General features: G+C 59.0%; 21 protein-coding genes and 4 pseudogenes. 15 read left to right on the forward strand and 10 right to left on the reverse strand.

Features of this window, described 5'->3' with window-relative positions:
• Positions 1-64: 64 nt before the first annotated feature.
• Both JQ609_RS30990 and JQ609_RS30995 read right to left on the reverse strand, forming a co-directional pair.
• A complete protein-coding gene (locus JQ609_RS30990) occupies positions 65-262 on the reverse strand; it encodes a hypothetical protein (RefSeq protein ID WP_212276485.1) in 198 nt (65 codons plus the stop codon).
• Between the two features lie 1,112 nt (positions 263-1,374).
• Complete coding sequence (locus JQ609_RS30995) at positions 1,375-1,614, reverse strand: hypothetical protein (RefSeq protein WP_212276486.1); 240 nt, start codon at positions 1,612-1,614, stop codon at positions 1,375-1,377.
• A 412-nt stretch (positions 1,615-2,026) separates the two neighbouring features.
• Between JQ609_RS30995 and JQ609_RS31000 the strand changes: the two genes are divergently transcribed.
• Positions 2,027-2,245, forward strand: a complete 219-nt coding sequence (locus tag JQ609_RS31000) for a hypothetical protein (RefSeq protein WP_212276487.1) — start codon at positions 2,027-2,029, stop codon at positions 2,243-2,245.
• Between the two features lie 282 nt (positions 2,246-2,527).
• Here the strand turns inward: JQ609_RS31000 and JQ609_RS35345 are convergent.
• Positions 2,528-2,897: pseudogene (locus JQ609_RS35345) on the reverse strand (hypothetical protein).
• A 611-nt stretch (positions 2,898-3,508) separates the two neighbouring features.
• On the opposite strand from JQ609_RS35345, the gene JQ609_RS31005 reads away from it, so the two are divergent.
• The 4 genes and pseudogenes from JQ609_RS31005 (at position 3,509) to JQ609_RS35690 (ending at position 6,464) form a co-directional block, all read left to right on the forward strand.
• Positions 3,509-3,685 carry a hypothetical protein gene (locus JQ609_RS31005; protein WP_212276488.1) on the forward strand — a complete coding sequence of 59 codons (177 nt, stop codon included), beginning with the start codon at positions 3,509-3,511 and terminating at the stop codon, positions 3,683-3,685.
• 1,713 nt (positions 3,686-5,398) lie between these two features.
• Positions 5,399-5,541, forward strand: a pseudogene (locus JQ609_RS35685) (GDCCVxC domain-containing (seleno)protein).
• 247 nt (positions 5,542-5,788) lie between these two features.
• On the forward strand, positions 5,789-5,965 hold the full coding sequence (locus JQ609_RS31010; RefSeq protein WP_212276489.1) for a hypothetical protein: 177 nt from the start codon (positions 5,789-5,791) through the stop codon (positions 5,963-5,965).
• 364 nt (positions 5,966-6,329) lie between these two features.
• Positions 6,330-6,464 (forward strand): hypothetical protein, encoded by a 135-nt coding sequence (locus JQ609_RS35690; protein WP_283813902.1) that lies wholly within the window; start codon positions 6,330-6,332, stop codon positions 6,462-6,464.
• A gap of 397 nt (positions 6,465-6,861) precedes the next feature.
• Here the strand turns inward: JQ609_RS35690 and JQ609_RS31015 are convergent, their stop codons facing one another.
• On the reverse strand, positions 6,862-7,257 hold the full coding sequence (locus JQ609_RS31015) for a hypothetical protein (RefSeq protein ID WP_312014915.1): 396 nt from the start codon (positions 7,255-7,257) through the stop codon (positions 6,862-6,864).
• Between the two features lie 143 nt (positions 7,258-7,400).
• On the opposite strand from JQ609_RS31015, the pseudogene JQ609_RS31020 reads away from it, so the two are divergent.
• Positions 7,401-7,698: pseudogene (locus tag JQ609_RS31020) on the forward strand (PilZ domain-containing protein).
• A gap of 15 nt (positions 7,699-7,713) precedes the next feature.
• On the opposite strand, the gene JQ609_RS31025 reads toward JQ609_RS31020, so the two are convergent.
• Positions 7,714-7,917: a hypothetical protein gene (locus JQ609_RS31025; protein WP_212276490.1), complete on the reverse strand. Its 204-nt coding sequence runs from the start codon at positions 7,915-7,917 to the stop codon at positions 7,714-7,716.
• A 127-nt stretch (positions 7,918-8,044) separates the two neighbouring features.
• Here JQ609_RS31025 and JQ609_RS31030 point away from each other — a divergent pair, with 127 nt between their 5' ends.
• The gene (locus tag JQ609_RS31030; RefSeq protein WP_212276491.1) at positions 8,045-9,604 is read left to right on the forward strand and encodes a recombinase family protein; all 1,560 of its coding nucleotides are present in this window, start codon (positions 8,045-8,047) and stop codon (positions 9,602-9,604) included.
• Positions 9,605-9,607: 3 nt separating this feature from the next.
• Here JQ609_RS31030 and JQ609_RS31035 read toward each other — a convergent pair whose 3' ends face one another.
• Complete coding sequence (locus tag JQ609_RS31035) at positions 9,608-9,808, reverse strand: hypothetical protein (RefSeq protein ID WP_212276492.1); 201 nt, start codon at positions 9,806-9,808, stop codon at positions 9,608-9,610.
• An 839-nt stretch (positions 9,809-10,647) separates the two neighbouring features.
• On the opposite strand from JQ609_RS31035, the gene JQ609_RS31040 reads away from it, so the two are divergent.
• Positions 10,648-10,845, forward strand: a complete 198-nt coding sequence (locus tag JQ609_RS31040; protein WP_212276493.1) for a hypothetical protein — start codon at positions 10,648-10,650, stop codon at positions 10,843-10,845.
• Positions 10,846-11,083: 238 nt separating this feature from the next.
• Here the strand turns inward: JQ609_RS31040 and JQ609_RS31045 are convergent, their stop codons facing one another.
• The gene (locus JQ609_RS31045; protein ID WP_212276494.1) at positions 11,084-11,308 is read right to left on the reverse strand and encodes a hypothetical protein; all 225 of its coding nucleotides are present in this window, start codon (positions 11,306-11,308) and stop codon (positions 11,084-11,086) included.
• A 1,225-nt stretch (positions 11,309-12,533) separates the two neighbouring features.
• On the opposite strand from JQ609_RS31045, the gene JQ609_RS31050 reads away from it, so the two are divergent.
• From JQ609_RS31050 to JQ609_RS31060, 3 genes are all read left to right on the forward strand, one after another.
• A complete protein-coding gene (locus JQ609_RS31050; RefSeq protein ID WP_212276495.1) occupies positions 12,534-13,139 on the forward strand; it encodes a hypothetical protein in 606 nt (201 codons plus the stop codon).
• Between the two features lie 323 nt (positions 13,140-13,462).
• On the forward strand, positions 13,463-13,681 hold the full coding sequence (locus JQ609_RS31055) for an AlpA family transcriptional regulator (RefSeq protein ID WP_212276496.1): 219 nt from the start codon (positions 13,463-13,465) through the stop codon (positions 13,679-13,681).
• A 634-nt stretch (positions 13,682-14,315) separates the two neighbouring features.
• Entirely contained in the window at positions 14,316-15,224 is a 909-nt protein-coding gene (locus tag JQ609_RS31060) for a hypothetical protein (protein ID WP_212276497.1), read from the forward strand.
• Between the two features lie 757 nt (positions 15,225-15,981).
• On the opposite strand, the pseudogene JQ609_RS31065 reads toward JQ609_RS31060, so the two are convergent.
• A pseudogene (locus JQ609_RS31065) lies at positions 15,982-16,137 on the reverse strand (GIY-YIG nuclease family protein); the annotation flags it as partial.
• A 230-nt stretch (positions 16,138-16,367) separates the two neighbouring features.
• Between JQ609_RS31065 and JQ609_RS31070 the strand changes: the two are divergent.
• Both JQ609_RS31070 and JQ609_RS31075 read left to right on the forward strand, forming a co-directional pair.
• Complete coding sequence (locus JQ609_RS31070) at positions 16,368-17,162, forward strand: rhomboid family intramembrane serine protease (protein WP_249128599.1); 795 nt, start codon at positions 16,368-16,370, stop codon at positions 17,160-17,162.
• A 207-nt stretch (positions 17,163-17,369) separates the two neighbouring features.
• Complete coding sequence (locus JQ609_RS31075; protein ID WP_212276498.1) at positions 17,370-17,798, forward strand: CBS domain-containing protein; 429 nt, start codon at positions 17,370-17,372, stop codon at positions 17,796-17,798.
• Positions 17,799-17,801: 3 nt separating this feature from the next.
• Here JQ609_RS31075 and JQ609_RS31080 read toward each other — a convergent pair whose 3' ends face one another.
• Positions 17,802-18,863 carry a patatin-like phospholipase family protein gene (locus tag JQ609_RS31080; RefSeq protein ID WP_212276499.1) on the reverse strand — a complete coding sequence of 354 codons (1,062 nt, stop codon included), beginning with the start codon at positions 18,861-18,863 and terminating at the stop codon, positions 17,802-17,804.
• Positions 18,864-19,085: 222 nt separating this feature from the next.
• Here JQ609_RS31080 and JQ609_RS31085 point away from each other — a divergent pair, with 222 nt between their 5' ends.
• Together JQ609_RS31085 and JQ609_RS35355 are read left to right on the forward strand one after the other, a co-directional pair.
• Complete coding sequence (locus JQ609_RS31085; RefSeq protein WP_212276500.1) at positions 19,086-20,153, forward strand: hypothetical protein; 1,068 nt, start codon at positions 19,086-19,088, stop codon at positions 20,151-20,153.
• Between the two features lie 501 nt (positions 20,154-20,654).
• Entirely contained in the window at positions 20,655-21,152 is a 498-nt protein-coding gene (locus JQ609_RS35355) for a hypothetical protein (protein WP_249128616.1), read from the forward strand.
• A gap of 217 nt (positions 21,153-21,369) precedes the next feature.
• On the opposite strand, the gene JQ609_RS31095 is transcribed toward JQ609_RS35355, so the two are convergent.
• Positions 21,370-21,576, reverse strand: coding sequence for a hypothetical protein (locus JQ609_RS31095; RefSeq protein WP_212276501.1), 207 nt, complete (start codon positions 21,574-21,576; stop codon positions 21,370-21,372).
• Positions 21,577-22,306: the final 730 nt, after the last annotated feature.

Here is a 22,306-nt window from a genome sequence, read left to right on the forward strand (position 1 = left end):
GAAGACGTGGCCGTGCCTCACATGAACAACCACGACCTCTTTTTCGGAAACTGATGTGGTAAATTCAGGATCGCGCATGGTCCGCTGGCCCTGCGAACTCGGCCGAGAACAACTGATGGTAGGAGTTGGCGGCGTCGCGAAGCTGGGCTGCCTTCTTGAGAGCGTCAAGTTGCTGGGGACCGGAAGGCAAGCACCGGGCGTCCATTAGGGCCTTGATTGCCTTTGCGCTCAATTCCTTGTCGGGAAACATCCTCTTGGCCATCGTCGTTCTCCTCAGCACAGCCTCAAAGACGATTCACTCCGGAGGGGCCGGAAAGTTCCAGTACTAGAGCGAATATGGAGATCAGGCGTTTTCGCCAGCCTTCGCAGGGCGCATGCAGGTGAGGTGGGATTCTTGACTTTGATCCAGTGTGGCGATCGGCCAGCCCGATGCGGGCGGACGAGGTCGCCAGCACCTGGGGGAACGTACTGCCCTTCTAGTGGCGCGAAGAAACGGGTCTCCACGCGCCTGGCAGCGCCGCGCAACCGGGTTCCTGTGTTCACAAGTGTACAGACGCTTGCGAACTTTGAGGTCCCATATTTGACGCGCGTTAAGTCTTTACGGCTCCAGTTGCTTCCCCGCGCCGGGGCCGTTTCTTAACAAGCAAGTCAGCGAGTTTCAGTCGCGGCCGCATAGGAAGCTTGACCTGCCTAGCTGAACGCGAGCACCAGCCAACCTGAGCACAACATCACAAGGGCGGTTACGATTAGCGCAAGGAAACCGTCAGACACGAAGTCATGATTACGCATGATACACCTCCTGCCGCTGACGGGAGGCTGGTCCGAATTTATTAAAAGTTTCGGAATCACTTGCAGCCGAACTTCCCGAACTAAAGCCCGGCCAAGACCACTCGTTCATGTGGGCTGCGGTAGCTCCCGGAGGTCGCCGTCGCCGGTATAACCTTCGGATGGGTCAGTGCGACGTGCGTGTTCGGCACGGTCAGACTGGCGCTGGCGCGTTCAGCGCTCAACTAAAGACTTCATGTGAACCGCAAAGCGGACACTCGCGGCCTATCCATCGAGATCCACAAGATACACAACGTTAGTGTCATTTGATGACTCGGTCGATTGCGTTGCTCGCCGATAAAGAGCTGCTTCTTCGGCGGTAGCCAACCTGACCTTCATCGTGGCCGTGGCGTCGCACAACGGCGTCCCATGAGACGTGATTGTGCTCAACTTTGTGCGTAACCTGCCGTGTTCGCAAAGACGTTCCGCGTCCGCGTGCCTCTTAGCCTGCAACGCAAGCGTTGGCCTGTCGTTTATCTCAATCGTGAATATCGAGATTGTGAAGCGGTGGTCCATTTGATCTCCGGCTTCCATTTATAGACCTACAGATCAATCCATCAGCAGATCATAGTCCCGGCGCAAAAGAGTTTGGACGTGAACCGCGGCGCGCGCGGCGGTATTGGCATCTGCCGCGCCCGCTGCGAGCACACAGAGCGACCAGTTATTTTCAGCGTGACTTGCAACACGATTGATCACTATTTCCTGGACGTTATGACAGCCGGGCTGCTTTCTCACTTCTAACAACGCTCGACGCTGCAATTCCGGCATTGAAACGAAGACCTTGGGCATAGGTTGGCTCGGCTGTTTGGGGGCCGCTCGGCCCATACCTAACAAAACAAGGCCAACTCAGGTTCCTCTTGCGAGAGGCGTGACCGGCGAGACATGATAGCAGGACGATCTTGCCGCCGAGCCCGCCGCGCCTATCCCGGGAATGCCCGTTCTCCGGTTAGTTTGGAAGTCGGCATGATCGGGCCAGCCGCGCCCGGTACGCCACGTAAAAAACTCACCGTCGGCCCAAGCTTGGAGTTGATTGAGCCGGTCAGAAGACAAAAACTCGCTACGAGTTATGGAGAAGCACCGGGTATCTAGCACTCTTCAACATTGGACCGCTTGTCGATATGTTGCCGATTTATCGCATCTGGGAAAAACCGGCATACGGCGGCGCCCCTCGCATGTTTGGCGGATGGACTTAGCCTTCCCCATGACCCAGCCTTCGCTCCTGTTGGTCGCGGTAGCGGGGCGGGGCGTCGTGAGTTTTCAGATCACCATTTTGAAGGTGCTCGCGGGCCATCCGGACGGTCGTGCTTCGCATCCTGACGTCACGAGATCCGTCGCCATCCTGATGACCAGCGGTGCAGATTGGTCCCAACGGATGAAGCGCCTTGCAGCGCGCGCCGGGCCTGAGTATCTTTTCGAGTGACTATGTCATTCGGGACGCCGGTGGGTGGCAAATCACCGATCGTGGCAGGGCGTTCCTATCATCAATCGAGACGCCGAAGTCAGAGCCGTCGTCGGTCGAGTTCGAGGCGCCTCAGCCGGTTGCCGCAGCTGCGCCCGATCGTCCGGCGAACGTTATCAAGATGGCGGACTACGCGGAGCGGCGCCGTCGGCGCGAGGCCGCTTAAGGAGACATCGTAACGCGTGTCGCACTGATGGTGAGTATATCCCTGTTGCTGGCCTCGGAATGTCGCGCCGGTGCCATTCATCCGTGCATCCCCAAAGCAACCGATGCGCTACCACGCACGGCAGGACTGATGGTCAACAAACGCGCGTGCTTACATCGTACGTAGCGCTCCAGCTCGTGCACGGGCGTTGTTTTCGGGGACGGCGAATGATGTCTAGCGTCACCGTCTAATGAGTGTTGCAGCCGAGGCACCTCACTTCGAGGTAGCCGTAGCCCGCGTTCAAAGCGTCGCCGATCGCTGGGGGGGGCGCTGGACCTCGAAAGCCCAACATTCGCGCGTTCCACGCCTCGCAGGCGAGGCGGTCTGCACTGTTCCGCGCCCTGGCTGCTTCCTCAGACTTCGCTCGAACGCTTGAGCCGAATAGAACTCGCGAGATTTGGTACTCATCGGCCACCATAAAAGCGCGGCTGTGCGGTTACCTCAAATTTATCAATTACTGGGGGACAAGGGCCCGACGGTACTGGCCCTCGTAGGTGTGGACAAAGATTGGTTTTCTGCCCGAGGAACGAAGGTCGATGCCGCAAATTATCCACCGCTGGCACGCAAGAGAATATGCGGTAGCCAGCGATCTGAGCTGGGCTCGCACATCTGATGGAGAAGCGGTGGATATGAAAACGGCGTCGGTAGTTGTGGCCCTTTACCTCGGTACCTGTTCGCTCGCCTGCGCGCAAAGTTCGGCCGGCAGCGCCGGATCGACCGGGGCGGGCGGCGCGGCCGGCTCCACGCTTTCGAACGGAAGCACCATCAGCGGGACCGGCGGATCGCCTGGCCCGAATACGTCAAATGCGCTCAACCGCGGGACGAAATAACCTCGGCGCCGCCAAACCGTCCCTCGGCTGGGCCTGCTGCTACGCACGGCAATGCCGTTGATACTCCCGCAGCAAAAGCGGCCATCAAAATCTTGGCAATACAGACGCGGGCGTTCTCAAGAAATAAGCACAGGACCGACAGTGTCACCGCAGCCACCGCACATACCGCGAGCCAACGAGCGCGCCGCATTGCAGAAGTTGAGCCTCACCCGTGGTCTTCCTCCAGAAAAGCTGTATGCCGCGGGCAAGGTTCTTATCGCCAACATGGTGGTGAAGGGCTGGATAAAGAAGCAGCCTGACGGGCGAACGCATTGCAGAACAGCGGCAGGCGACGAGGCGTTGAAGGCAATTATTCTCGGGAAGTGATAAGCCGGGATTTCTAAGCATCGAGTACGCGACGGATGCAATCCGCATCATGTCGCGCTCGCCGACGAGGTTGCGCCGCGGCTAAACTGACCAGGTGCGCGCATTAACCCACGAGGCGCCTATTCATTTCGCTGGTGATCGCATTCTTGCTCGGCTTGATCGTCACCCGGGGGTGACGGTCGCTTATTGCAAATTGATTTTGCCAGCATTGGTCCGACCCGCGAACGCGTGATCGCCGCTAGACAGCGGTCTGCGCACGATGGTTCGCCGCACCATGTGAAGCATCTTGCAGCCGAGACATTGACTTCAAGATAGAAGCAACGAGCGTTGATCCTCGCCCTGGGGCAGGGGGCCGATCCCTAAAAGCCAAGCATGCGTTTGTTCCAGACTTCGCATGCGAGCCGATCCCAGATCCGTAAATCCTCTGCCGCGACTTGCTACCCACCGGGTCGATGCGCCGGGTCGCGCGGTGAAGCTTGCCGCTACGTGTTGCGTTGGACATCAGGGGGCGGCGCTAGGATCCAAGGCATTGGGCGCTCGACGAGGCGCGAAGCACTGGAGGCAAAAAAACGCAACCTCTGGCTTTATTTTCGGCAAAGTTCCGCCCAGATTTCTGACCACATTTTCGCGCTAACAAAACAGGGGGACGAAATGAAAGCAGCCGATTACGCGCGCATGGCGGAAGAGTGCTCTCAACAAGCCGACGCGATGCCACCATGCCCAGAGCGCGATGCTCTGATTGAGAAAGTTCGGCAATATCGGTCCTACGCCAAAATGGACAACTGGGTCGCTTCTAAGGAGTTACAGCCACCGGCTTAAAACCCGGGGCTTGATTCTAGTTTGTCTTAAACTCACTTCGCTTCCGCATGTAATAGCCCTGTCTCTGAACGGTAGACTTAATCTCGTCGCTGACGCTGGCGACCCGCCGCTTTCTCTTTTGCCATCTCCCCGACGTGTCACCGAGAGGTATCGACGATCCCTGCCTCACCACGAGCAGATCACGTTTATGATTTAGGTACACGTCGAACATGTGCCACCTCCGATCCAAAGCCAAAACACTATCGTTTCGGTTCAGACAGAAGGTTGCGTGATTGCAACAGCGTGAGCGGTATTTTGGTGATCTTCACCGCGCACCCTGCTACTGCGTTGATGATGGACAGCTCGTCGATGTTATCTTTGACCGCTGCGCCATCAGACGGGCTGCGAATCTATGCGGGGCGCGGTAGTCAAACGCCAATGCGCAGCTAGGCAACAACGCTCGTCGGTCCCCATCGTTGATTCATCAATTAGAAACCATCTCAAATGATCCGAAAACTTTAACGAAACACGTTAGCCGTCTCGGCGTAAGTTTGTCGGAGGGCACAACCCATGACAAATCGACAGCTCAGAGAGCAGAAGTTCAGATTGCGCGTTATCAGGTTCTATCGCGTGAGGTAACTGATCCGCTTGCGGCGTGTTTGCTTCGGGTCATCGTCGAAGAACTTGAAGCCGACCTGCGAAGGGATCGCGACGTGATTAGTACAGTTCCGGCTTCTTCTTGATTTTTTCCAATACTTTTAGCGCTGGCTGTAGCTGGGGCGTGCAGTCGAAATTTGTCTTGAGTTCTTTCAGTGGTAGCGGCAGCTGCACGCCGATCTTGCGGCTCGAGGGCCGTCGATGAAATCCTACAGACTTCGGACACCTCACGGCCTTCAGCACCAAGCGACCGAGACAATGCGGCCAATGCATGCCAGTTTTTCTATGACTGCGCCGGTTGCGGCACTCGCCTGAAACCCAACGCGTTCGACTGTTGCGTATTCTGCTCCTACGGAACCGTGCCGTGCCCGCCGATCCAGGCGACGGCAAGTGGCTGCTAAGATCCCCACTGGAACCTTAACCGCCCCGTTTCGTTGCCCTCGGCATCACTGGCCAGAGGGAGCGCGCGTGCCGTGATGGAACAACCAAGGCTCACTTCGTGCTCACTCGCAGCACGCATCTGTCTTACCGTTGCGATCCTCAGTACCGCTCTGCTCGCCACGGTGATTACGCGCGGCCTCGTCATGTAAGTAACTACACAACGGGTCTAGACCCGTTCTAAGTGGCCCCGGAACATGGGGGCGCAAGATGCAAGAATACAGGGCCTACATCAATGGCTCGGACGGCCGCATTCAAAAACGCTTCGACCTGACAGCCGCCGACGAAGGCACGGCCTGGGAGCAGGCCAAGCGGTTAGTGGACGGCCATGACGTAGAGCTATGGCAAGGCACCGTGAAGGTCGCGAAGCTTACCCGCCAACACTAGTCGCAAGTTCTTCGACCGGGAAAGACGTTCCCATGCGGAGAATGCAATCCGCCATGGTCGGAACAAAGCAGCGATCCGAGCATAAACATCGCATGGACAATTGAACCAGCGCAAGGACGAGGCTCTCGTCTATCTCTCGCTAAGCACAGCAACGTTGATTGCGTGCTTCGCAATTGCGCTTGCGTTGTATTGAGGTCGCCTCAGTTGGCGGCCTCGCTTGTTTAATCGAAAGCGTTGGTCGGCTGCACTGTCGGTTGCTACGACTGCAACCGCATTGAATTGGAGACACGCTAGAGCCTCCTTTGTCGGCGGCCACTTTCATTCGTTGTTTTGCTTGTCACCATCATAATCGGGGACATTGCCAATGAGAACATTTTGGATTGTTGCCGTTGCGGCTGGAGTCGCTTTTTTGATCGATTACGAATTTTATAATGGCCACTACTGGCATTTGGTATCAACGATGCTGCGCCAAATTGGCCGTTCCTTTGGTTGGCGTTGATGAATGGCGTAGTCTGCAATGGTCGAACATCGAGCGCGAGGTCGTCCAGCCGATCATGACGCTAGATCCAGGCCGGGTTTGTATTCGACCGGGCTGGCGCTTTCTTTGAACAGAAATGGCCCGTTGATTGAAGCGCAGGTGACCGCGTCAGTTGTTAGGCCAACAGATCAGCACCCGCTTCCGTGAACTTTCTCGATATGTATGTGAGCTGACGCACAGTGCTCGGTCGCGATTGGTCAGACAACGCGGTTTCCCGTGGATGGAGGGTTTAGCCATGACCGAATCTGCCAAGCGACGCATAACAGTTGATGTGATAATCCTAGCGGTGGGAGCGGCAATCTTGATCGTTTCTGCCGTTGTGGGGGTACTATAACTGAAGCGGCGGCTTTTCGCGTTCTCAGGCGAACAGTCCGGCCCCGGCCGGCGTGAACTTCACGTAGGTGCCGCTCTCGTGCAGCAACAGCCACCCCTTGTCGATTGCAAAGCGCAGCCCGGCGCCGTATTCCGCAGGCGAAGCGCCTTCCTTGTACAGCATCGGAGCGTTGATCTTCTCGATGTGGATCCGGCCATCTTCTTGGATCGCCTCGATGGTATTGGCAATCTCCAGCAGCTTGCGCGCGGCCTTTTCAGGATCGGAATAGGGGCGGTCAGTGCTGAACTTCATGCGTGCTGCGAATCCATATGCGCATCGTGAACGTGACGGTCGGTTACCGCTATATCGATCGTGGCGCCACAGAAACAGCGCGCCCGTCCACTGTTTGATTTGCGGCGGCACCGGCATGGTCAGGGTCATGCCATGGCGTAACTTCCGGGCTTTTACCCATGCTTAACCAAACTGGCGCAGGCTAAATCTGCTGGATTGAGCGTGTTTTGAAAAGCCGTCGTCGGACTGACACCGATGGCGGCTTTTTTTCACAGGGCGCGAGCAAAGCGGTCATGACGGAAAAGCGCAAGGCACATAGGGTCGTATTCGAAAGGGATTTACGGCCAACATGATGGCGATCGACGGAACTTGGCGTCGACCCTGTACAATGCTGGATGCGTCGATACCGGCGCCAGACTTTCAATCGACGGCTCGGTTGAAGGTCTTGCCATGAAGGAGTTTTTCCTGGTGCTGTCGACGATGGGAAAAGCTTATCGGCGGTGCGAACTCGCCTGGGTCAATGGCGATCAGGTTGGCGTCCATTTTATCAAGCCCGGCGAGAAGAAGAAAACCTCCTCCGCGTCGAACTAGCGTTCCCAGCCCTTGTCAGCCACCCGACGCGGCGCCCTTCTTCACGATCTGATATCCGTTGGCTGCCAAATCCTGAAGGATGGCCTTGGTGATGTGCTTGCTCTGGTCTGGCGCGATCCATTCGTAGTCCAGGTTCGGGCCGCCGTCGCCCTCGGGATACTTGATGAAAGCCGTGTGGATCGCATTGGTGATGAGAATTTCAACTGCCTGGTCTGACATTTGATGCCTCCAATATTCGCCAAGCCTAACACTAATTGGGGTCAATTTTGCTCCGATTGTGTAAGGGCGGGCAAACGCAATTCGGCCAGCATGACCCTTGGATGATCTGTGATCAGATGGGTCGACGATGCAGCGCGAAACAATACCCGGAAGCGGCACAATCGGCCGGCGGGCAGCGCAGTACGTCCGCATGTCTACGGATCAGCAACGGTATTCGACAGAAAATCAGGCAGCAGCAATCGCTGCCTACGCGCTCGAACGCAATCTGACAATCGTCCGGACGTATATCGACCAAGCTCGCAGCGGGCTACGCTTCAAGAACCGCATAGGGCTAAGAGGCCTGATAAGTGACATCGTCGACCATAAGGCGGATTTTGATTTTGTCCTGGTTTATGACATCAGCCGCTGGGGTCGATTCCAGAATATCGACGAGAGCGCCTACTACGAGTTCATTTGCACGCAAGCCGGCGTCCGGGTCCTTTATTGCGCAGAGCAGTTTGAGAACGACGATAGCTTCGCGTCCGCAATTTTGAAGGCCCTGAAACGGGTTGGGGCCGGCGACTACAGCCGCGATCTATCAGTCAAGGTCTTTGCTGGAAGTTGCCGCGTCGCGAAACAGGGCTTCAAGCAAGGGGGAGCAGCCGGCTTTGGTCTGCAACGCGTGCTCGTGGATCAGTTCGGAGTCCAAAAACTCGTCTTGGCTCGGGGTGATCGAAAGGCTCTGCAAACAGATCGTGTCATTCTTCAGCCGGGTCCAGCAGAAGATGTTGAGACGGTTCGGCGGGTTTTCCGTTCTTTCGTTCGCGATCGGAAATCAGAGTTGACCATCGCACGAGAACTGAACGAAGCGCACATCTACAATGAGTTTGGTCGACCGTGGCGTATGCTCGCGGTGCGTCGGCTACTGACCTGCGAGAAATACATCGGTAGTTACATCTACAACCGGAAATCGGGTAAACTAAAGAGCAGGCGGACACCCAACCCACCTGAAATGTGGATTCGTCGCGATAACGCCTTTGAAGGCATCATCACGCCTAAGATGTTCGCCGCGGCCGGAACGATCGTCGACGGTCGCCCGCGGCGAACGATCCGCGCCTGGAAGTCGGACAGCGAAATGCTGGATATTCTTAGGGCGCTTTGGATTGAGAAAGGTCGGCTCTCGGCCAACATCATCGACACCGCCGCCGACATGCCTTGCCATATGACTTACATCGAACGGTTTGGCAGTCTGCGGCAGGCTTACGATCTGATCGGATATCACCCCGACGCCTTCAAATGCTACGACGCGCGTCGCGCCGCTGTGACCATGATTGGTACCGTTGCCAACGATCTACTATCCAAAATCCAGGACGCCGGCAGGTCGGCTGCATTTGACGAAGGATCAGGTCGGCTCGTAGTTGCTACAGACTTACAGGTTTCAATCCTTCCTGTGCGGTGCCAGCGCATGGAGGGCGGTTTTCTTAGATGGCCGGTCAGGCGTCGAATAGACCTCACTCCGGATTTGGTTCTTGCTGTTCGCATGAAGGAGGGGAACACAATGCCCTTGGACTATTTTTTGTTGCCGCCTGCGCGCATCCCCAAAGGCAAACTAAGTTTCAGACGGGATTGCCGTCCGAAACTTGATTCCCATCGGTTTGCAACCTCGGATGACCTCGCGAAAGCGATACTGACAGAGGTCGAAGCATAGTTTTCACCAGCCGAACTTGAGCCACGCTTGGATGCCTAGCACTGCCATCATGACAAGCGACGCTAACAGCCCTAACAGCCCTGGTCGCCGCCGCGCAAAATAGAGACTGACCAGAGTGATGAACGCCGCCAGTTTACGGCCGAAAGCTCGTTCCAGGCGGGGAGCATTGGCGAGCACGATTCCGACTTCGGATTGATCAGACATGGCTTTTCCTCCGGCGCATGCGATTGCAGGGCCGCTACATGGATTTGAGAGATAGGGGGAGGGGCCGCTCCGGATCGCTCATGGCGAAGTCAGGGAGGCGGCATTGAATATCTGGACCACTGATTTGCCCGACGGGACAAGTCCTAATTTGCTCGGAAGCTCCTCCTTCGTCCCGCCACCTTCTCTAAGCTGGCGGTGGTGTCCAAAGAAACCCCAGCGCGATTACGGAGAGTAGTCCAACAATAACGACTGCAGTGACCGCACCGGCCACTATTCTGGCTTTCTCTTTCGTTGTGTACTCGTGCATTCAGCTGCTCACGCCCTTCTCGTAGTTGATCACCTCGCCCCAGTTCGGACGAGGGTCTACCCAGCCCACGCTACCGCATTTTGTGCATTTCAAGTGAGCCAGTATGTCGGGCCATTGCCAGTCCGGCAGGTCGTCCAGCTGTATCTCTGCTGTGTGCCAGCAGCGCGGACGGGGATCCCCATAGGGCGGGCCAACGCAATAGATCAAGGATGGACCTGAAGCCGGCCGCCTTTGCTGTCGTCGGGTTGCCGTCCGGCCAATAGCGAAGTCGGGAGTCGGGTTTGCGGCGCCAGGGCATCGCACATCGAAGCGGTGCCGCGGCGCTAAGGCAAATTTTCAATCCCTTGTGGATCGGAGTTGCTAGGGGCTACAGCGTGTCGTGGCTACTGCGTGGCCGGCTTGGCAGTGGCTACAGCGGGCGCGGCGGCAACGGGCGCTGGTGCCTCGGCAAAGCGCTCGTAAATCAACTGAACGGCATCGTTCAGTTGATGATGGAGAGAAGCGCATCGGCCTAGACGGTAAGGCGCGTCGGATGCCGGGCGCCACAAGCCGCCGCGGGCACTGGCTAATAGGTCAGCACCATCAATCGCTGCACAATCGCGCCGAGACAAACGAGTACAACGAGCAACTTGAGGAGATTCGCAAGCTTGGCGTCGGGCGCGAACTTTTCTATCGCCCAAAAGCAGATCGCGCCGACGACCACGATAATCAAAATCCCGATCAAAAGTGAAATCATTGTGCCCTCGTTGTGCTGTCGATCTAAATTTTGGTCGCTTCAGCCCAAAGCTTCTACAAGCCGGGCTGCTTTTCTCGTTTTCTGTAACGCCGTTGCAATCGAGCATAAACAGCTTGGCGTGTTCGGTTCAGTTCAACAGCTATCTCGGCGGCTTCCTTTCCGGCATCGAGAAGCTCATCAAGCTTCTGCTCCTCTTCGGAGGTCCAGCGCCGTCTCGCTGGACTCGGAGCTGTCATTTCTTCGCCTTGGGTCGGGCTTTTGTGGGCGGTGGCGCTGCAGCCTCGCGCCCCAGCCGCTCGGCCTTGAGACGCTCGCGGTTTTTTGAGAACGCTTTTTGCGCGATCTCGTGCTCGGTCATTGCCATTTCGGCGTCGACTTGGCGGAATGCCTTACGCGCTTCGCGCTCGGCTTTGCTGATCGGCTTCTGTGGTTCAGCTTTGCCCGGTGTTTTCGTCATTTCTTAGCCCTTCAGTCAGCCAAGATCTCGACAAGCCGCAGTTTTCCGCAACCAGAGTGGGCGAGCAAGCGATAAGATGCGCGACGATAGGACCCCTGTGGCATCGGTGCGCCGCTCTCTTGTTCATCTATTGGGTGGTGCAGCCACGTACATGGTTCTAGGAGCGGACTTGTCTGCGATGTGGGAGACGTTCCAAGGTGATAATAGAAAGAAAACAGCTACCAACGCAGTTGCACCCATTACCGCTAGCACAGTCGTACCCAGTCCCAAATCCGGACTAGAATTACACTCTTCCTGCATTATTTCTCCAAACGCCCCTGATGTTCAACAAGCAGCACCAGGGAAACGTTCCTCCGGAACGGAGCGCGATATACTGCAAGCTGACCCTCGCCAAAACCCCACGATCGAGGGTTTCGCGGTCGGCGCGTCCCGTGCGCAGATACTGAGGGGCTTGGCAAGTCGCTGGATCCGTCTGTCGAATCTCGACTTCGGCGCAATAATCGCACCTGCTCAATTCTGTTACACAGGTCACAGCGATATTGAATGATGTCAATTCCCTCAGCGTCGGGGGAGCTTTTTTCGAGCCTCATTGTTTGATTGCATACGATGCAGCTAATGAGATCGATCAGCGGGCTTTTGTCGTCGTTGCCCGCCGTGCTCACTTCCCCTTCGCCCTCGGCTGATCAACTCGAGCCTCACGGAACTCCGAAGGCCCCTTGGTTAGCCGCCGTCTGCGCTGGGCTTGTTCTTCAGGGGCCGCCGCGGGATCGATAATCTTTTCGATCGCCTTCGTGGCAAGCTCCTGAGCGCGCAACCTCCGGCCCGGCTTGCCGACCGGCCGCGCAGGCGCTTTGACCTTCGTCCCCAAACTGTCGATTGCGTCAACGGCTAAGTCCGCAACGAGAGCGGCGCTAAGTCGCCCAGTTGGCCTCGGTTTCGCCTTTACAGTGAGCCCCAACTCGACCAGCCGACGGAAGGCGTCAGAGCGGCTGGTTTTGTTGGTTTCTGCCCAAGCCTCAACCGCTGCGATCAGGGCGGGCGGCATCCTGGCAGCAATATGTGGATCTCTGCCACCCTTGATAGCAGGTCGACCGCGCCTTTTTGGTGCAACCGCACTTGATTTTTTCATATATTTGGTTGTACCATAAATCTGCTTGAAAACCAAGCGGCCCGCCGAGGTGCTAGGAACACCGCGACAGGCCTGGCCCAAACTATGAGGTAAGTCATGGCTCAGGTTGATTCTGAGAATAGCATAGCTGCGCCCGTCGTTTCGACGCGACGCCGCTTCTTATCCCAAGCCGCTGGCGCGGCTGCTGGTGGCGCCGTTCTGGCGGTGGCGACATTTCCGCCTGCCGCAACCGCAGCGGCGCCGGTGGGCTCGTCTGCGCTGGCTCTGGACGGCACGAAGATAAGCCGAGAACTCCGGGACCTTGTTCACACCCTGCAAGATGCCGACGAGGCTCTGAAGGCGACGATGTCGGCCCACGACGCAGAATACGAACTGTTTCTAGAGTGGTTGAAACGGACCCCCGAGCCGACTGACGACAACCGGCGGGCGTGGCGCAGATGGAACGGCCGCCATAAGAAATTCATGCGCGAGAACAGCTTCTATTCGACGCAGGAGGCATATGAGGATGCCTGCCGGGCGCACCGGGACGCGCGCAAAGCGATTGCTGAGTACCGATCGCGCGACATGAACGAGCTGGGCCACAAGGCCTGTCTTGTCTGTGTGTTCGAGGATGGAAAGCGCGGCTATAACGGAGCCGTGATGGCGCAGGGTGTGGCTCTCGACGTGGCACGCATGAGCACGGGCAGAGGCTTTTCAGCGTGAGCCAGCCGAACGACGGAGGCCAGCCGTTGGCTGCACTGGAGTCCGTATCGACGGCATGGGCAAACTAACAACTTCGGCCCGCCGGTTCACGCCCGGCGGGCTTCTTACCTACGGGGGTTCCCGCCTCACGGGGTTTTCATATCGGGCGAGAAACAAATCTGCCTTAAATCGCAACATGGCACCATATGATTTGGGTGTCCGTTTTTGACGCCAGTCGGGCATAGCATCAGGTTAGTCCTTCACTTGCCGCCTTGTGTGCGTCACCTTGGGGTCCCCCGAGGGTTTGCAGTAGAATCAGGTTTTCGAACGAAAGGCCCAACGAGATGAGTGAACAAACACCATGGATGCGGCGGCCTGAGATCAAGAGCATCAATCCGGTCGCCGACCAGACGCTCGAGCGCGCTGAAGATGCGGGCCTGTTTCCAAAGCGCATTTACTTGGCCCCCAAGGTCGCTGCCTGGCGCCGTGCCGATGTGCTCGACTGGCTGAACGATCCGTCAGCATGGGTGCAGCGGCACCAGTCATCGGTCTCGAGAGGCTGAAATGCGCATTGCGGCGGAGTTCCAATAACAAAATGACTAGGCTTGTTGCATTTCCGCTGGGTGCATGGCCTCTCGAAATGAGGGCCGAAACTGCCGCGGCGTATGTCGACGAGCCGTCGGTCCCCGCGTTTCTTTCGAAGGTTTCGAAGGGGGCCTATTCGCAACCGTCTCGAGCCAAGGGCTCACTTCCGAAATGGCATCGCGCGAAGCTGGATCAGGATGTCGCGCGCCGACATGGCCTGCGCTGTGAAGCGCCGATTTTGGCGGAAAACGCGGAGGATCTTGTCTGATGCCGCGCAGCAAGCCTGCTGGTTGGCCGGACCTGATGACGGCGAAGCGGCTCGCGAGCGGCGCCACGGCGTACTATTGGGCGCCGCCGCCCGAGCAAAGCGATAAGGCTGCCCGGTCATGCCCGAGGCTTTGGGGGGCGACTACGCCATCGCTAAGCGCAAATGCGATGACGTTCTCAATCCGCATTACAAGGCTTGGCTGACGAACGGAGAGGCCGATTTATCGGCGCCGCGCGCGCCGTCCGGAACGTGGGACTGGATGGTCGGCGTCTACAAGACGTCCCCCAAATACACGAGCTTCCAAGTATGTCCTGAAGGATGGGCGGCTGTTCGGAACGCTGGCCTTGGCGTCAATCACGCCGGGTACGGCCGACAAGCTGTTCGAGAAGCTCAAAGTGAACCCTAATGGTGGCACGCGCACGCGTACAGCCGTTTTGGCGATGCGGGTGTGTCAGCGAGCATGGGGCGTTGCAAGGCGCTCAGAGCCGCGCCTGGTGTCGTCTGACAACCCATTCCAGAAGATGGGGCTCAGCTACAAGAGCAAGCCGACGCGCTTATTCCAGCACGACGACCTGATCAAGTTTGTCGCTAAAGCAGACGAGTCCGGCGAGCGGTCGATCGGCACTGCGGCAATGATCGCGTTCTACTGGCTACAGCGAGAGATCGATATCATCGGCCGGCTGGCGTGGTCGAACTACCGTCCGGTGGATGCACCGGAGACCGCGAGGATCACCCACCACAAGACGGGCGAGATCGTGGAGATCCCGCTTTACGACGACGATGGAACAGCGCTCTGGCCCGAACTGATGGCGCGGCTTGATGCGGCCGATCGCCATGGCTCGCTTATCGTGACCCGTGACACTGCCGACCGCTTCAAGGGCATTCGGCTGCCATGGAAGAAACGGCACTTCCTGCGCCATGTCGCGAAGATCAGAACCGCCGCTGGTATCGACCCAGCAATCAAGTTCATGGGACTACGTCACGGCGGCAACGTCGAAGGCGCCGACGCCAACCTGACGGATGCCCAGCTTCGCGCACTCAGCGGTCACAAGACCACTGCCGCGCTGTTGAGGTACGCACAAGCGACCGCGCAACAGAGGAAATCTGGCGCGCGGATGAGACTGACGCTAGAACGAAAGGTGCGCAAATTTCGGAATGAGCAGGTGACGCCATGTCGGAATGACGTGCTGGACACCTGCTATGTGATTGATTTCATGGTGAGCGCGGAGGGACTCGAACCCTCGACCCCATGATTAAAAGCCACGTGCTCATGCCTTGTGAGAGCAAACGACAATGCCTCTTTCGGATACTGCAGTTGGCAGACAATCCGGAAAGAGCTTCCAAACGATGCTGATCCCGACTTCTTCGCAACGCGATCGGGCACGGGCAAAAGACGATACGTGGTCGCGCGCATCCAAGGAAATAAATCCGAGGCCATGGGGTAGCTGGCCGCCCCGTCAGCCGAGGCGTGCCTTAAGCCGGACCGGAGCGACGGACAGGGGCGCTTGTTGGCCTCTTGGTGCCCTGCCGCGGCTGGCTGGCTTTAACGGCAAGCATTCCGCATCCAAGTGGCTATGCGGTGAGCCTGAAAAGGCGGCCTGAATTGACCTTATTGAGAGCGATTGCCAATAAGGTGGAGCCAAAAATCTTTAAAGATCATAGTACGTTGGCGAGCAGTGCGGCCCATTGCCGTGTTAACGTTAAATTAACTATGCGATTGGCGATCCCGATGCGGCCTGCGTAGAGTGGAACGCATCGGACCCGGCCGGCTTATCTCCGACTTACCGGCTCGGCTCGGTTGGTACACAGGTGGCGTCAAACAGTTTGGTCGTCGCGCGGGGAGGGGTGGGGATGTTCCCTAAACTCCAGGGGCGCGAAAAGATCGGCACACGATGAGGGAGGATGTTCTCAGCATCCTCCCTTTTTCTTTTTTTGGCGCAGCAGTTTCGTGTCCCGGACGCAGTGCAGCGCACTTGCGGTGCACTGCAGAGCCGGGACCCATCTAAGCCGCTACGCGTTCAGCTCGTTCGCCAGATCCCGCCAGTCCGGATTGAGTTTCTCGATCAATTCGATCTTCCAGGCGCGCCGCCACCGCTTCATCGCGTGTTCCCTCGCGCGAGCTTCAAGGACGGAATCGAACGCCTCGAAATAGACGAGCAGATCGACGTAACTTGAACCCGAAGAGGTCTTCGGCGGGCATTGTTTGATATAGTATACCGCAAATTGTGGGTCCCGGCTCTGCGGAGCAGCGTTGCACGCTGCACCGCGTCCGGGACACGAGGATGATGTCCACCACGGCCATTTTGTGCACTTGCACAGCGCGGGCAAAGCCGCCTATCTGGGCCGATTATTCCCCAAAGCCGCCTCTAAAGGTGTCTCTAAAGGTCCTTGGCCCCTTGGAATCCCAGCCTGAAACCCAGCTTGACGCCCCGGACGGTCCGCGAGAGCCGATCCTGACCCTGCCGGGTGCGCTGACGGCCTATATCGCGCTGATCGCGGTCATCCATCTGCGGGTGCTGCTGCCGCCGGAACTCGAGAACTGGACCATCGACGTCTTCGGTTTCATTCCGAAACGCTACGATTCGACGCTGCTCAACATCGATTTTCCCGGCGGCGCGGGCGCCAAGGTCTGGACCTTCGTCACCTATTCGCTGCTGCACGCCAATCTCGCCCATATCGGCTTCAACGTGCTGTGGCTGTTGCCGTTCGGCAGTGCGCTGGCGCGCCGGTTCGGCGCGGTCAGGTTTTACGTGTTCATGGCGGTGACGGCCGCGGCCGGCGCGCTTGCGCATCTGCTCACGCATGAACACGGGATCGCGCCGATGATCGGCGCGTCGGCGTCGGTGTCCGGCACCATGGCGGCCGCCATGCGCTTCGCGTTTGTGAAGGGGAGCTTTCTGTCGTTCAGCCGCGGCGACGCGGATGAAGCGGCGAAGGTGCCGGCGCTGTCGCTCGGACAGGCCTTTCGCGACACGCGCGTGCTGGGATTCCTGGCGGTGTGGTTCGGCGTCAACATCATCTTCGGCGTCGGATCGATTGCGATCGGCGTCGATGGCGGCACCGTGGCATGGCAAGCGCATATCGGCGGATTTCTCGCCGGCCTGATGCTGTTCTCGCTGTTCGATCCGGTGCCGCGGATGGCAACACATGCTGCAGATGCGTCATCGCCTGACGAGGCCGACCGCGTCTGATCGTCGCTTGCGGCGCACCGCGATTTCATTCATCATCGTCTATGTCGTGATGCAAAGACAAAGCCCGCTGCTGTGCAAGACAGCCGAGCTACGTAACCGCGCCTGAAACGGACGCTCTTGAAACGAAGACGGCGCAAAACTGTTGATTGAACACTCGCGAACAAGTCGAACCCCCAAAAGGGGTGCGCACCGATTCAGGAGGCGGCAATGACGGTACGTGCAATTCTCGATTCCAAAGGCCATCACATCCTGAGCGTCGAGCCGGACGTCAAACTTTCGGCCGCGGTCAAACTGCTTGGCGAGCGCAAGATCGGCGCCGTGCTGGTCATGAACCAGGGACATCTCGAAGGCATCCTGTCGGAACGCGACATCGTTCGTGTGCTCGGCGAGCGCGGCGCCAAGGTGCTGGATGAACCGGTCAGCGCCGTGATGACGCGCAAGGTGGTCAGTTGCCGGGAGTCGGACACGGTCAGCGGCATCATGGAAATGATGACGCTGGGCAAGTTCAGGCATTTGCCTGTCGTCGAGGACGGCAAGGTGGTCGGCCTGATCTCGATCGGCGACATCGTCAAGCGCCGGGTCCACGAATATGAAGCCGAGCAGGAAGCGCTGCGCGACTACATCAAGACCGCCTGAGCGCTATTCTTTCTCTGGTCCGGCCTTTTCGGCGGCCGCGGCGGCTCCGGCCGCTGGCGGCGCCAGAATGTGGATCGCTTCCTGGATGGAATCGATGGCGCGCTCTGCGGCGCGCACGCCATGGGCGATCAGCTCGTCGGCGCGGTGAAAATCGAACCAGCCGATCTTGCCGACGCGGGGTGAGATCAACAGATCCGGCGGATCGCCGGCCAGCCGCGCGCGGGTGATGCGGTCCTGCATGATGTTGAAGGCGTCCACCATGACGGTGGAGATTCCCGGCCGGCCGCCGCCGCCGAAGAATTCGCGCTTCATGGTGCGTTCGGCCGAGAAAAACCTGCCGAAGCCGCGCTTTGCCGGCTCGGCTTCAGGTATTGCTTCCGGTGCGACCGAGACGGAAAGGTCGGTTGCCGCGCCGTGGGAATAGATCGTCGTCGCGTGGGTGAAGATGTCGCTGGAGAGATTGGCCGCGATGACGATCTCGGCGCCGAGGGCGCGCGCCGCTGACACCGGAACCGGGTTGACCAGGGCGCCGTCGACCAGCCAGCGATCACCGATCAGGACCGGCGAGAAGATACCGGGCAGCGCATAGGAGGCGCGCATCGCGTCGATCATGCGGCCATGGGTCAGCCAGATTTCGTGGCCGGTGCGGACTTCAGTGGCGACGGTGGCGAATTTCACCGGCAGATCCTCGATCAGGCTCTGGCCCAGCGTCGTCTCGAGTTCGGCGGCGAGCTTGGCGCCGCCGATCAGGCCGGAGCCGTTGAGGCGGATATCGAGATAGCCGAAGATGTTGCGCGGCTGCAGGCTGCGCGCCCAGGCCTCCACCTTGTCGAGTTGTCCGGAGGCATAGGCGCCGCCGACCACCGCACCCATCGAGGTTCCCACCACGACATTGGGATGGATGCCGTGCGCGACCAGGGTCTTGATGATGCCGAGATGGGCAAAGCCGCGCGCGGCGCCGCCGCCCAGCGCCAGCCCGATCACCGGCCGGCGGATACTGCCGAGCCCTACCTCGTCGTGGCCATCGGAGCCCTTTTGGCCGCGGCCCATCCAATTATCCAACACCAAGAACTCTCCTGCGGCTCAAGCATATTCGCCGCGGCGCGGCCGTGCCAGAATCACCCTGATCAACTCCCCACGCATGGTTTATTCCGCAGCCAAGGCGACCTAGGCGGGGATTATGACTGGACCACGACCGCGGGATCAACTGCTGTCCGTGGCCCAAAGGGGGTAATCGGGCCGCTCTGCAGGCTTGAATTTGCCGCGTTTTCAGTGAAAAGCATGGCCATGACTTGGCGAGGCAATGGCATCGGCGGGGACGGGGGCGCGTGGCGGCTTTTCCCGCGGCTTCTGCTTGCCCCAATGCTTGCCTTGGTGTTGCTGGCACCTGGCCCGGTTTCAGCCCAGATGTTCTCCGATCGCCCACCGCCGGTGCCGCCGGGTTCGATTCCGGATGCGCCCTCCGGCCCAGCGATGAACCTGGCGCCGCCGGGTTCGATTCCCACCCTGCCGCCAACGCTGACGCAGCCGACTCTGGTGCCGCCGTCGATCGTCACCGTCCCGCCGCCGGCGCCACCACCGGGCGCCTCGCCGCCCGGCCAGGCCGTGCTGTCCTTGACGGCGCGTTACGGCAAGGATTTGCCGGTCATCAACAGCGGACTGGTGTGGCGGGTCTTCGCCGACAAGCCCGACGATAACGGCACGTTCCGCCTGATCCGCGAGGACCGCGGTGCGACCCCGAACATCGTGCTGCCGCCGGGCAATTATGTCGTGCACGTCGCGCTCGGCCTCGTCAGCGCGGTGCGGGCGGTGAGCCTGAAGTCGGAGACCGATCGCGAATCCTTCGTGCTTCCGGCCGGTGGGCTGCGCATCGAAGGCCGCGTCGGCACCTCCAAGATTCCGCCGAACCAGATTTCGTTCGCGATTTATAAAGGCAGCCAGTTCGACGGCGCGGAGCGCACCTCGCTGTTGCCCAACGTCGCAGGCGGCGACGTCGCGCTGTTGCCGGAGGGGACCTACTACATCATCTCCAACTACGGCGACGCCAATTCGGTGGTCCGCTCCGACATCCGCGTACAGGCCGGCAAACTGACCGACGTGATCGTCACCCACCGCGCCGCCGTCATCACGCTAAAACTGGTCAGCGACCGGGGCGGCGAGGCGCTCGCCAACACTGCCTGGTCAGTCATCACGCCGGGCGGTGACGTCATCAAGGAATCGATCGGCGCGTTCCCCCGCGTCGTGCTGTCCGAAGGTGAATACCGCGCCATCGCCAAGAACGAAGGCAAGGTGTTCGAGCGCCCGTTCAACGTCGTCAATGGCGTTGACGGCGAGGTCGAGGTCGTGGCGCGGTAGTCGATCCGGCCAGTTCCCATCAAGGAAACGAAAAGCCCCACCTGTGAGGGCGGGGCCAAGTGGGGTTGGTTAGATTGGATTATCGCAGCATCGAGCCGCCGTCACCTCACCCGGAAGGATTACCTCGGAGTGGTACGCGCTTCGCCCAGAGCGCAGCGTGTGGGGCGGATTGAGCCCAACGGGTCCGCGCAAGGCGCGGCCCGATGACAGGCTCCGGCGTAATCCGCCATCTTGGGTCAATCGCTGCGGGTCATCGCTGTTGCCGCATTCACTGTGCGCAAATTGCATAAGCGCGACGATCATTCGACACATGGCGTCGGATAGAGCACAGGCCACGTTTGCTGTCCGATCGACGCTTGCATTCTGAAATCAACTCTTCACGTGTCACTGGTGCCTCCGGTTCAATCCGTCTTACGGGCCATGTTGTGTTCACTACTTTAGTACTTTGCTGTGCCGGTCCGGCAGGTTACTGTTGGGTATAGGGACCGAGGAAAAACGGCCGTGCTACTCAAGCTCAGTACGCATATCTCGAGTTGCCTTGAGCGTGCTTCCAATGCAGAGCAGCGCGCGCTGGAATCGACCGATCCCGCGAGCCGTTCCGACAATGAGTTGCTGGCGCAGAGCTGGCGTCACCTCGCTCGCAGCTATCAGTTTGTCGAAAGCCTTGAACGCTTTTTGTCCGAGACGGACCGTGACAAGAAAAGCGCACTCCCTTCCGAAATGCTGGCTGTTGTGGAACAAGAGCCGGTGGCCCCCGAAAGCAAGCCCATCATCCGGCGCCCGCGGGTCAGGCATGAAGCGTCGTTCAGCGACAGACTTCTGAAAAACGCGCAAGACGCGCGCGAGCAGGCGGCCGGGCTACCGGCAGGACCCGCGCGCGAGCGCCTGTTGCTGAAGGCCAAACAGAGCGAAACCGCGGCAGGTATCGATACGTGGGTGTCTTCGCCCGGATCGCATCCGCCGGACAATCTCGACTTCCTGAAGAAACCGAAGGCTTGATCCTTCGCTGCAGGATTATGGCGCGCACGCCCCAGGACAAACGAACGGCGCGGCCCCATTATTTTCGGGATGCGACACGCCGAGATGAGGCGGCCTCCCAGCGCGACGATCAGGATTATATAGAGCAGGCTGCCAGCCAACACGGTACACCAAGCGACGGACGCGGCGAGGAGCAAAGTCTCGCGGGTTGCTCGCAACTGGGCCATGGGCCTTAAACCTACGCCGATTTCGGCGGTTGCAACGCCGGCGATCTCAACCATGCGCTCATGTGCGAGCCTGTTTCGGCCTGCCGGGCTTTGCGGATCACGGCATCTCGCGCGGCCCCAGGTCGAAGCAACTTTGCTTGCGCTCGCAATCGCTTCGCTTCTTCGGCTAATCGTTGCTCCAGGGATTCCGTCTGCTTGATGTGCCTGCGTTCGGTCATCGTGCTGCCTCCCCGATTTTCGTTCGACAACCGGGTGGCTAATCGGGGGTTCCTAATGTTCCTATTTCCTGGCGCGCTTTTGAGAAGGCGGTCGGGATCGGACTCGACTATCTCCAGCGATCGCTCACGCTGGAGTAAGCCAGCCGCGTCAGGCCCGGCTAACCTGCTTCCACGCCATCGCCAAATTCACTTGGACTACCAGGTACAGGCCGGTACCGATAGGAACGATTCAACTTCAGATGGATTAGCTAGCCGCTCGCCCGGCGATGCTGCCCTCAAGGTCGCCGGACGGACCGGAAATGGCCCCAGTTCTTCCTCCCGAAGCTGGGGCCGTTTCTATTGTACTGCCTCAAAAACTGCGTCGCGTCGCGCGCAAGCGCAATCTGGTGGCCCGCGTGCGACAAATCAACCCGACGGGCAAATCAGTTCTGATTTTCGGAATACATGTCAGGCCCCGAAATAAAAAATATTTCGCTTTTACAGAATCAAAATCAGGTGCATATATTTGCCCATCCCGTCCTGGTCAGAAGGGCGTCGGCCGTCGTCACGGACGTTGGACGGGTTGCGGTGGACGCTGGTTTGCGCTGAGACGACGGCGCGGACTAAGCGTAAGGCAAAACCGTGTGGTCCTGGCGCCCGTTGCAGGCGTCAAGCTGTCGGAGAAGCGCAAGCGGGAACGGCAGCGACGGAGTCAACCAAGAACTCGTCTCCGGGGAGATCACGGCATAAG

This window comes from Bradyrhizobium sp. AUGA SZCCT0169 (genome assembly GCF_018130085.1).
Lineage (GTDB): Bacteria > Pseudomonadota > Alphaproteobacteria > Rhizobiales > Xanthobacteraceae > Bradyrhizobium.

Coding starts and splice junctions, on each gene's coding strand:
- JQ609_RS30990 (WP_212276485.1), bottom strand. CDS start 262: ATGGCCAAGAGGATGTTTCCCGACAAGGAATTGAGCGCAAAGGCAATC.
- JQ609_RS30995 (WP_212276486.1), bottom strand. CDS start 1,614: ATGCCCAAGGTCTTCGTTTCAATGCCGGAATTGCAGCGTCGAGCGTTG.
- JQ609_RS31000 (WP_212276487.1), top strand. CDS start 2,027: ATGACCCAGCCTTCGCTCCTGTTGGTCGCGGTAGCGGGGCGGGGCGTC.
- JQ609_RS31010 (WP_212276489.1), top strand. CDS start 5,789: ATGCAAGAATACAGGGCCTACATCAATGGCTCGGACGGCCGCATTCAA.
- JQ609_RS35690 (WP_283813902.1), top strand. CDS start 6,330: ATGAGAACATTTTGGATTGTTGCCGTTGCGGCTGGAGTCGCTTTTTTG.
- JQ609_RS31015 (WP_312014915.1), bottom strand. CDS start 7,257: ATGACCCTGACCATGCCGGTGCCGCCGCAAATCAAACAGTGGACGGGC.
- JQ609_RS31025 (WP_212276490.1), bottom strand. CDS start 7,917: ATGTCAGACCAGGCAGTTGAAATTCTCATCACCAATGCGATCCACACG.
- JQ609_RS31030 (WP_212276491.1), top strand. CDS start 8,045: ATGCAGCGCGAAACAATACCCGGAAGCGGCACAATCGGCCGGCGGGCA.
- JQ609_RS31035 (WP_212276492.1), bottom strand. CDS start 9,808: ATGTCTGATCAATCCGAAGTCGGAATCGTGCTCGCCAATGCTCCCCGC.
- JQ609_RS31040 (WP_212276493.1), top strand. CDS start 10,648: ATGCCGGGCGCCACAAGCCGCCGCGGGCACTGGCTAATAGGTCAGCAC.
- JQ609_RS31045 (WP_212276494.1), bottom strand. CDS start 11,308: ATGACGAAAACACCGGGCAAAGCTGAACCACAGAAGCCGATCAGCAAA.
- JQ609_RS31050 (WP_212276495.1), top strand. CDS start 12,534: ATGGCTCAGGTTGATTCTGAGAATAGCATAGCTGCGCCCGTCGTTTCG.
- JQ609_RS31055 (WP_212276496.1), top strand. CDS start 13,463: ATGAGTGAACAAACACCATGGATGCGGCGGCCTGAGATCAAGAGCATC.
- JQ609_RS31075 (WP_212276498.1), top strand. CDS start 17,370: ATGACGGTACGTGCAATTCTCGATTCCAAAGGCCATCACATCCTGAGC.
- JQ609_RS31085 (WP_212276500.1), top strand. CDS start 19,086: ATGACTTGGCGAGGCAATGGCATCGGCGGGGACGGGGGCGCGTGGCGG.
- JQ609_RS31095 (WP_212276501.1), bottom strand. CDS start 21,576: ATGACCGAACGCAGGCACATCAAGCAGACGGAATCCCTGGAGCAACGA.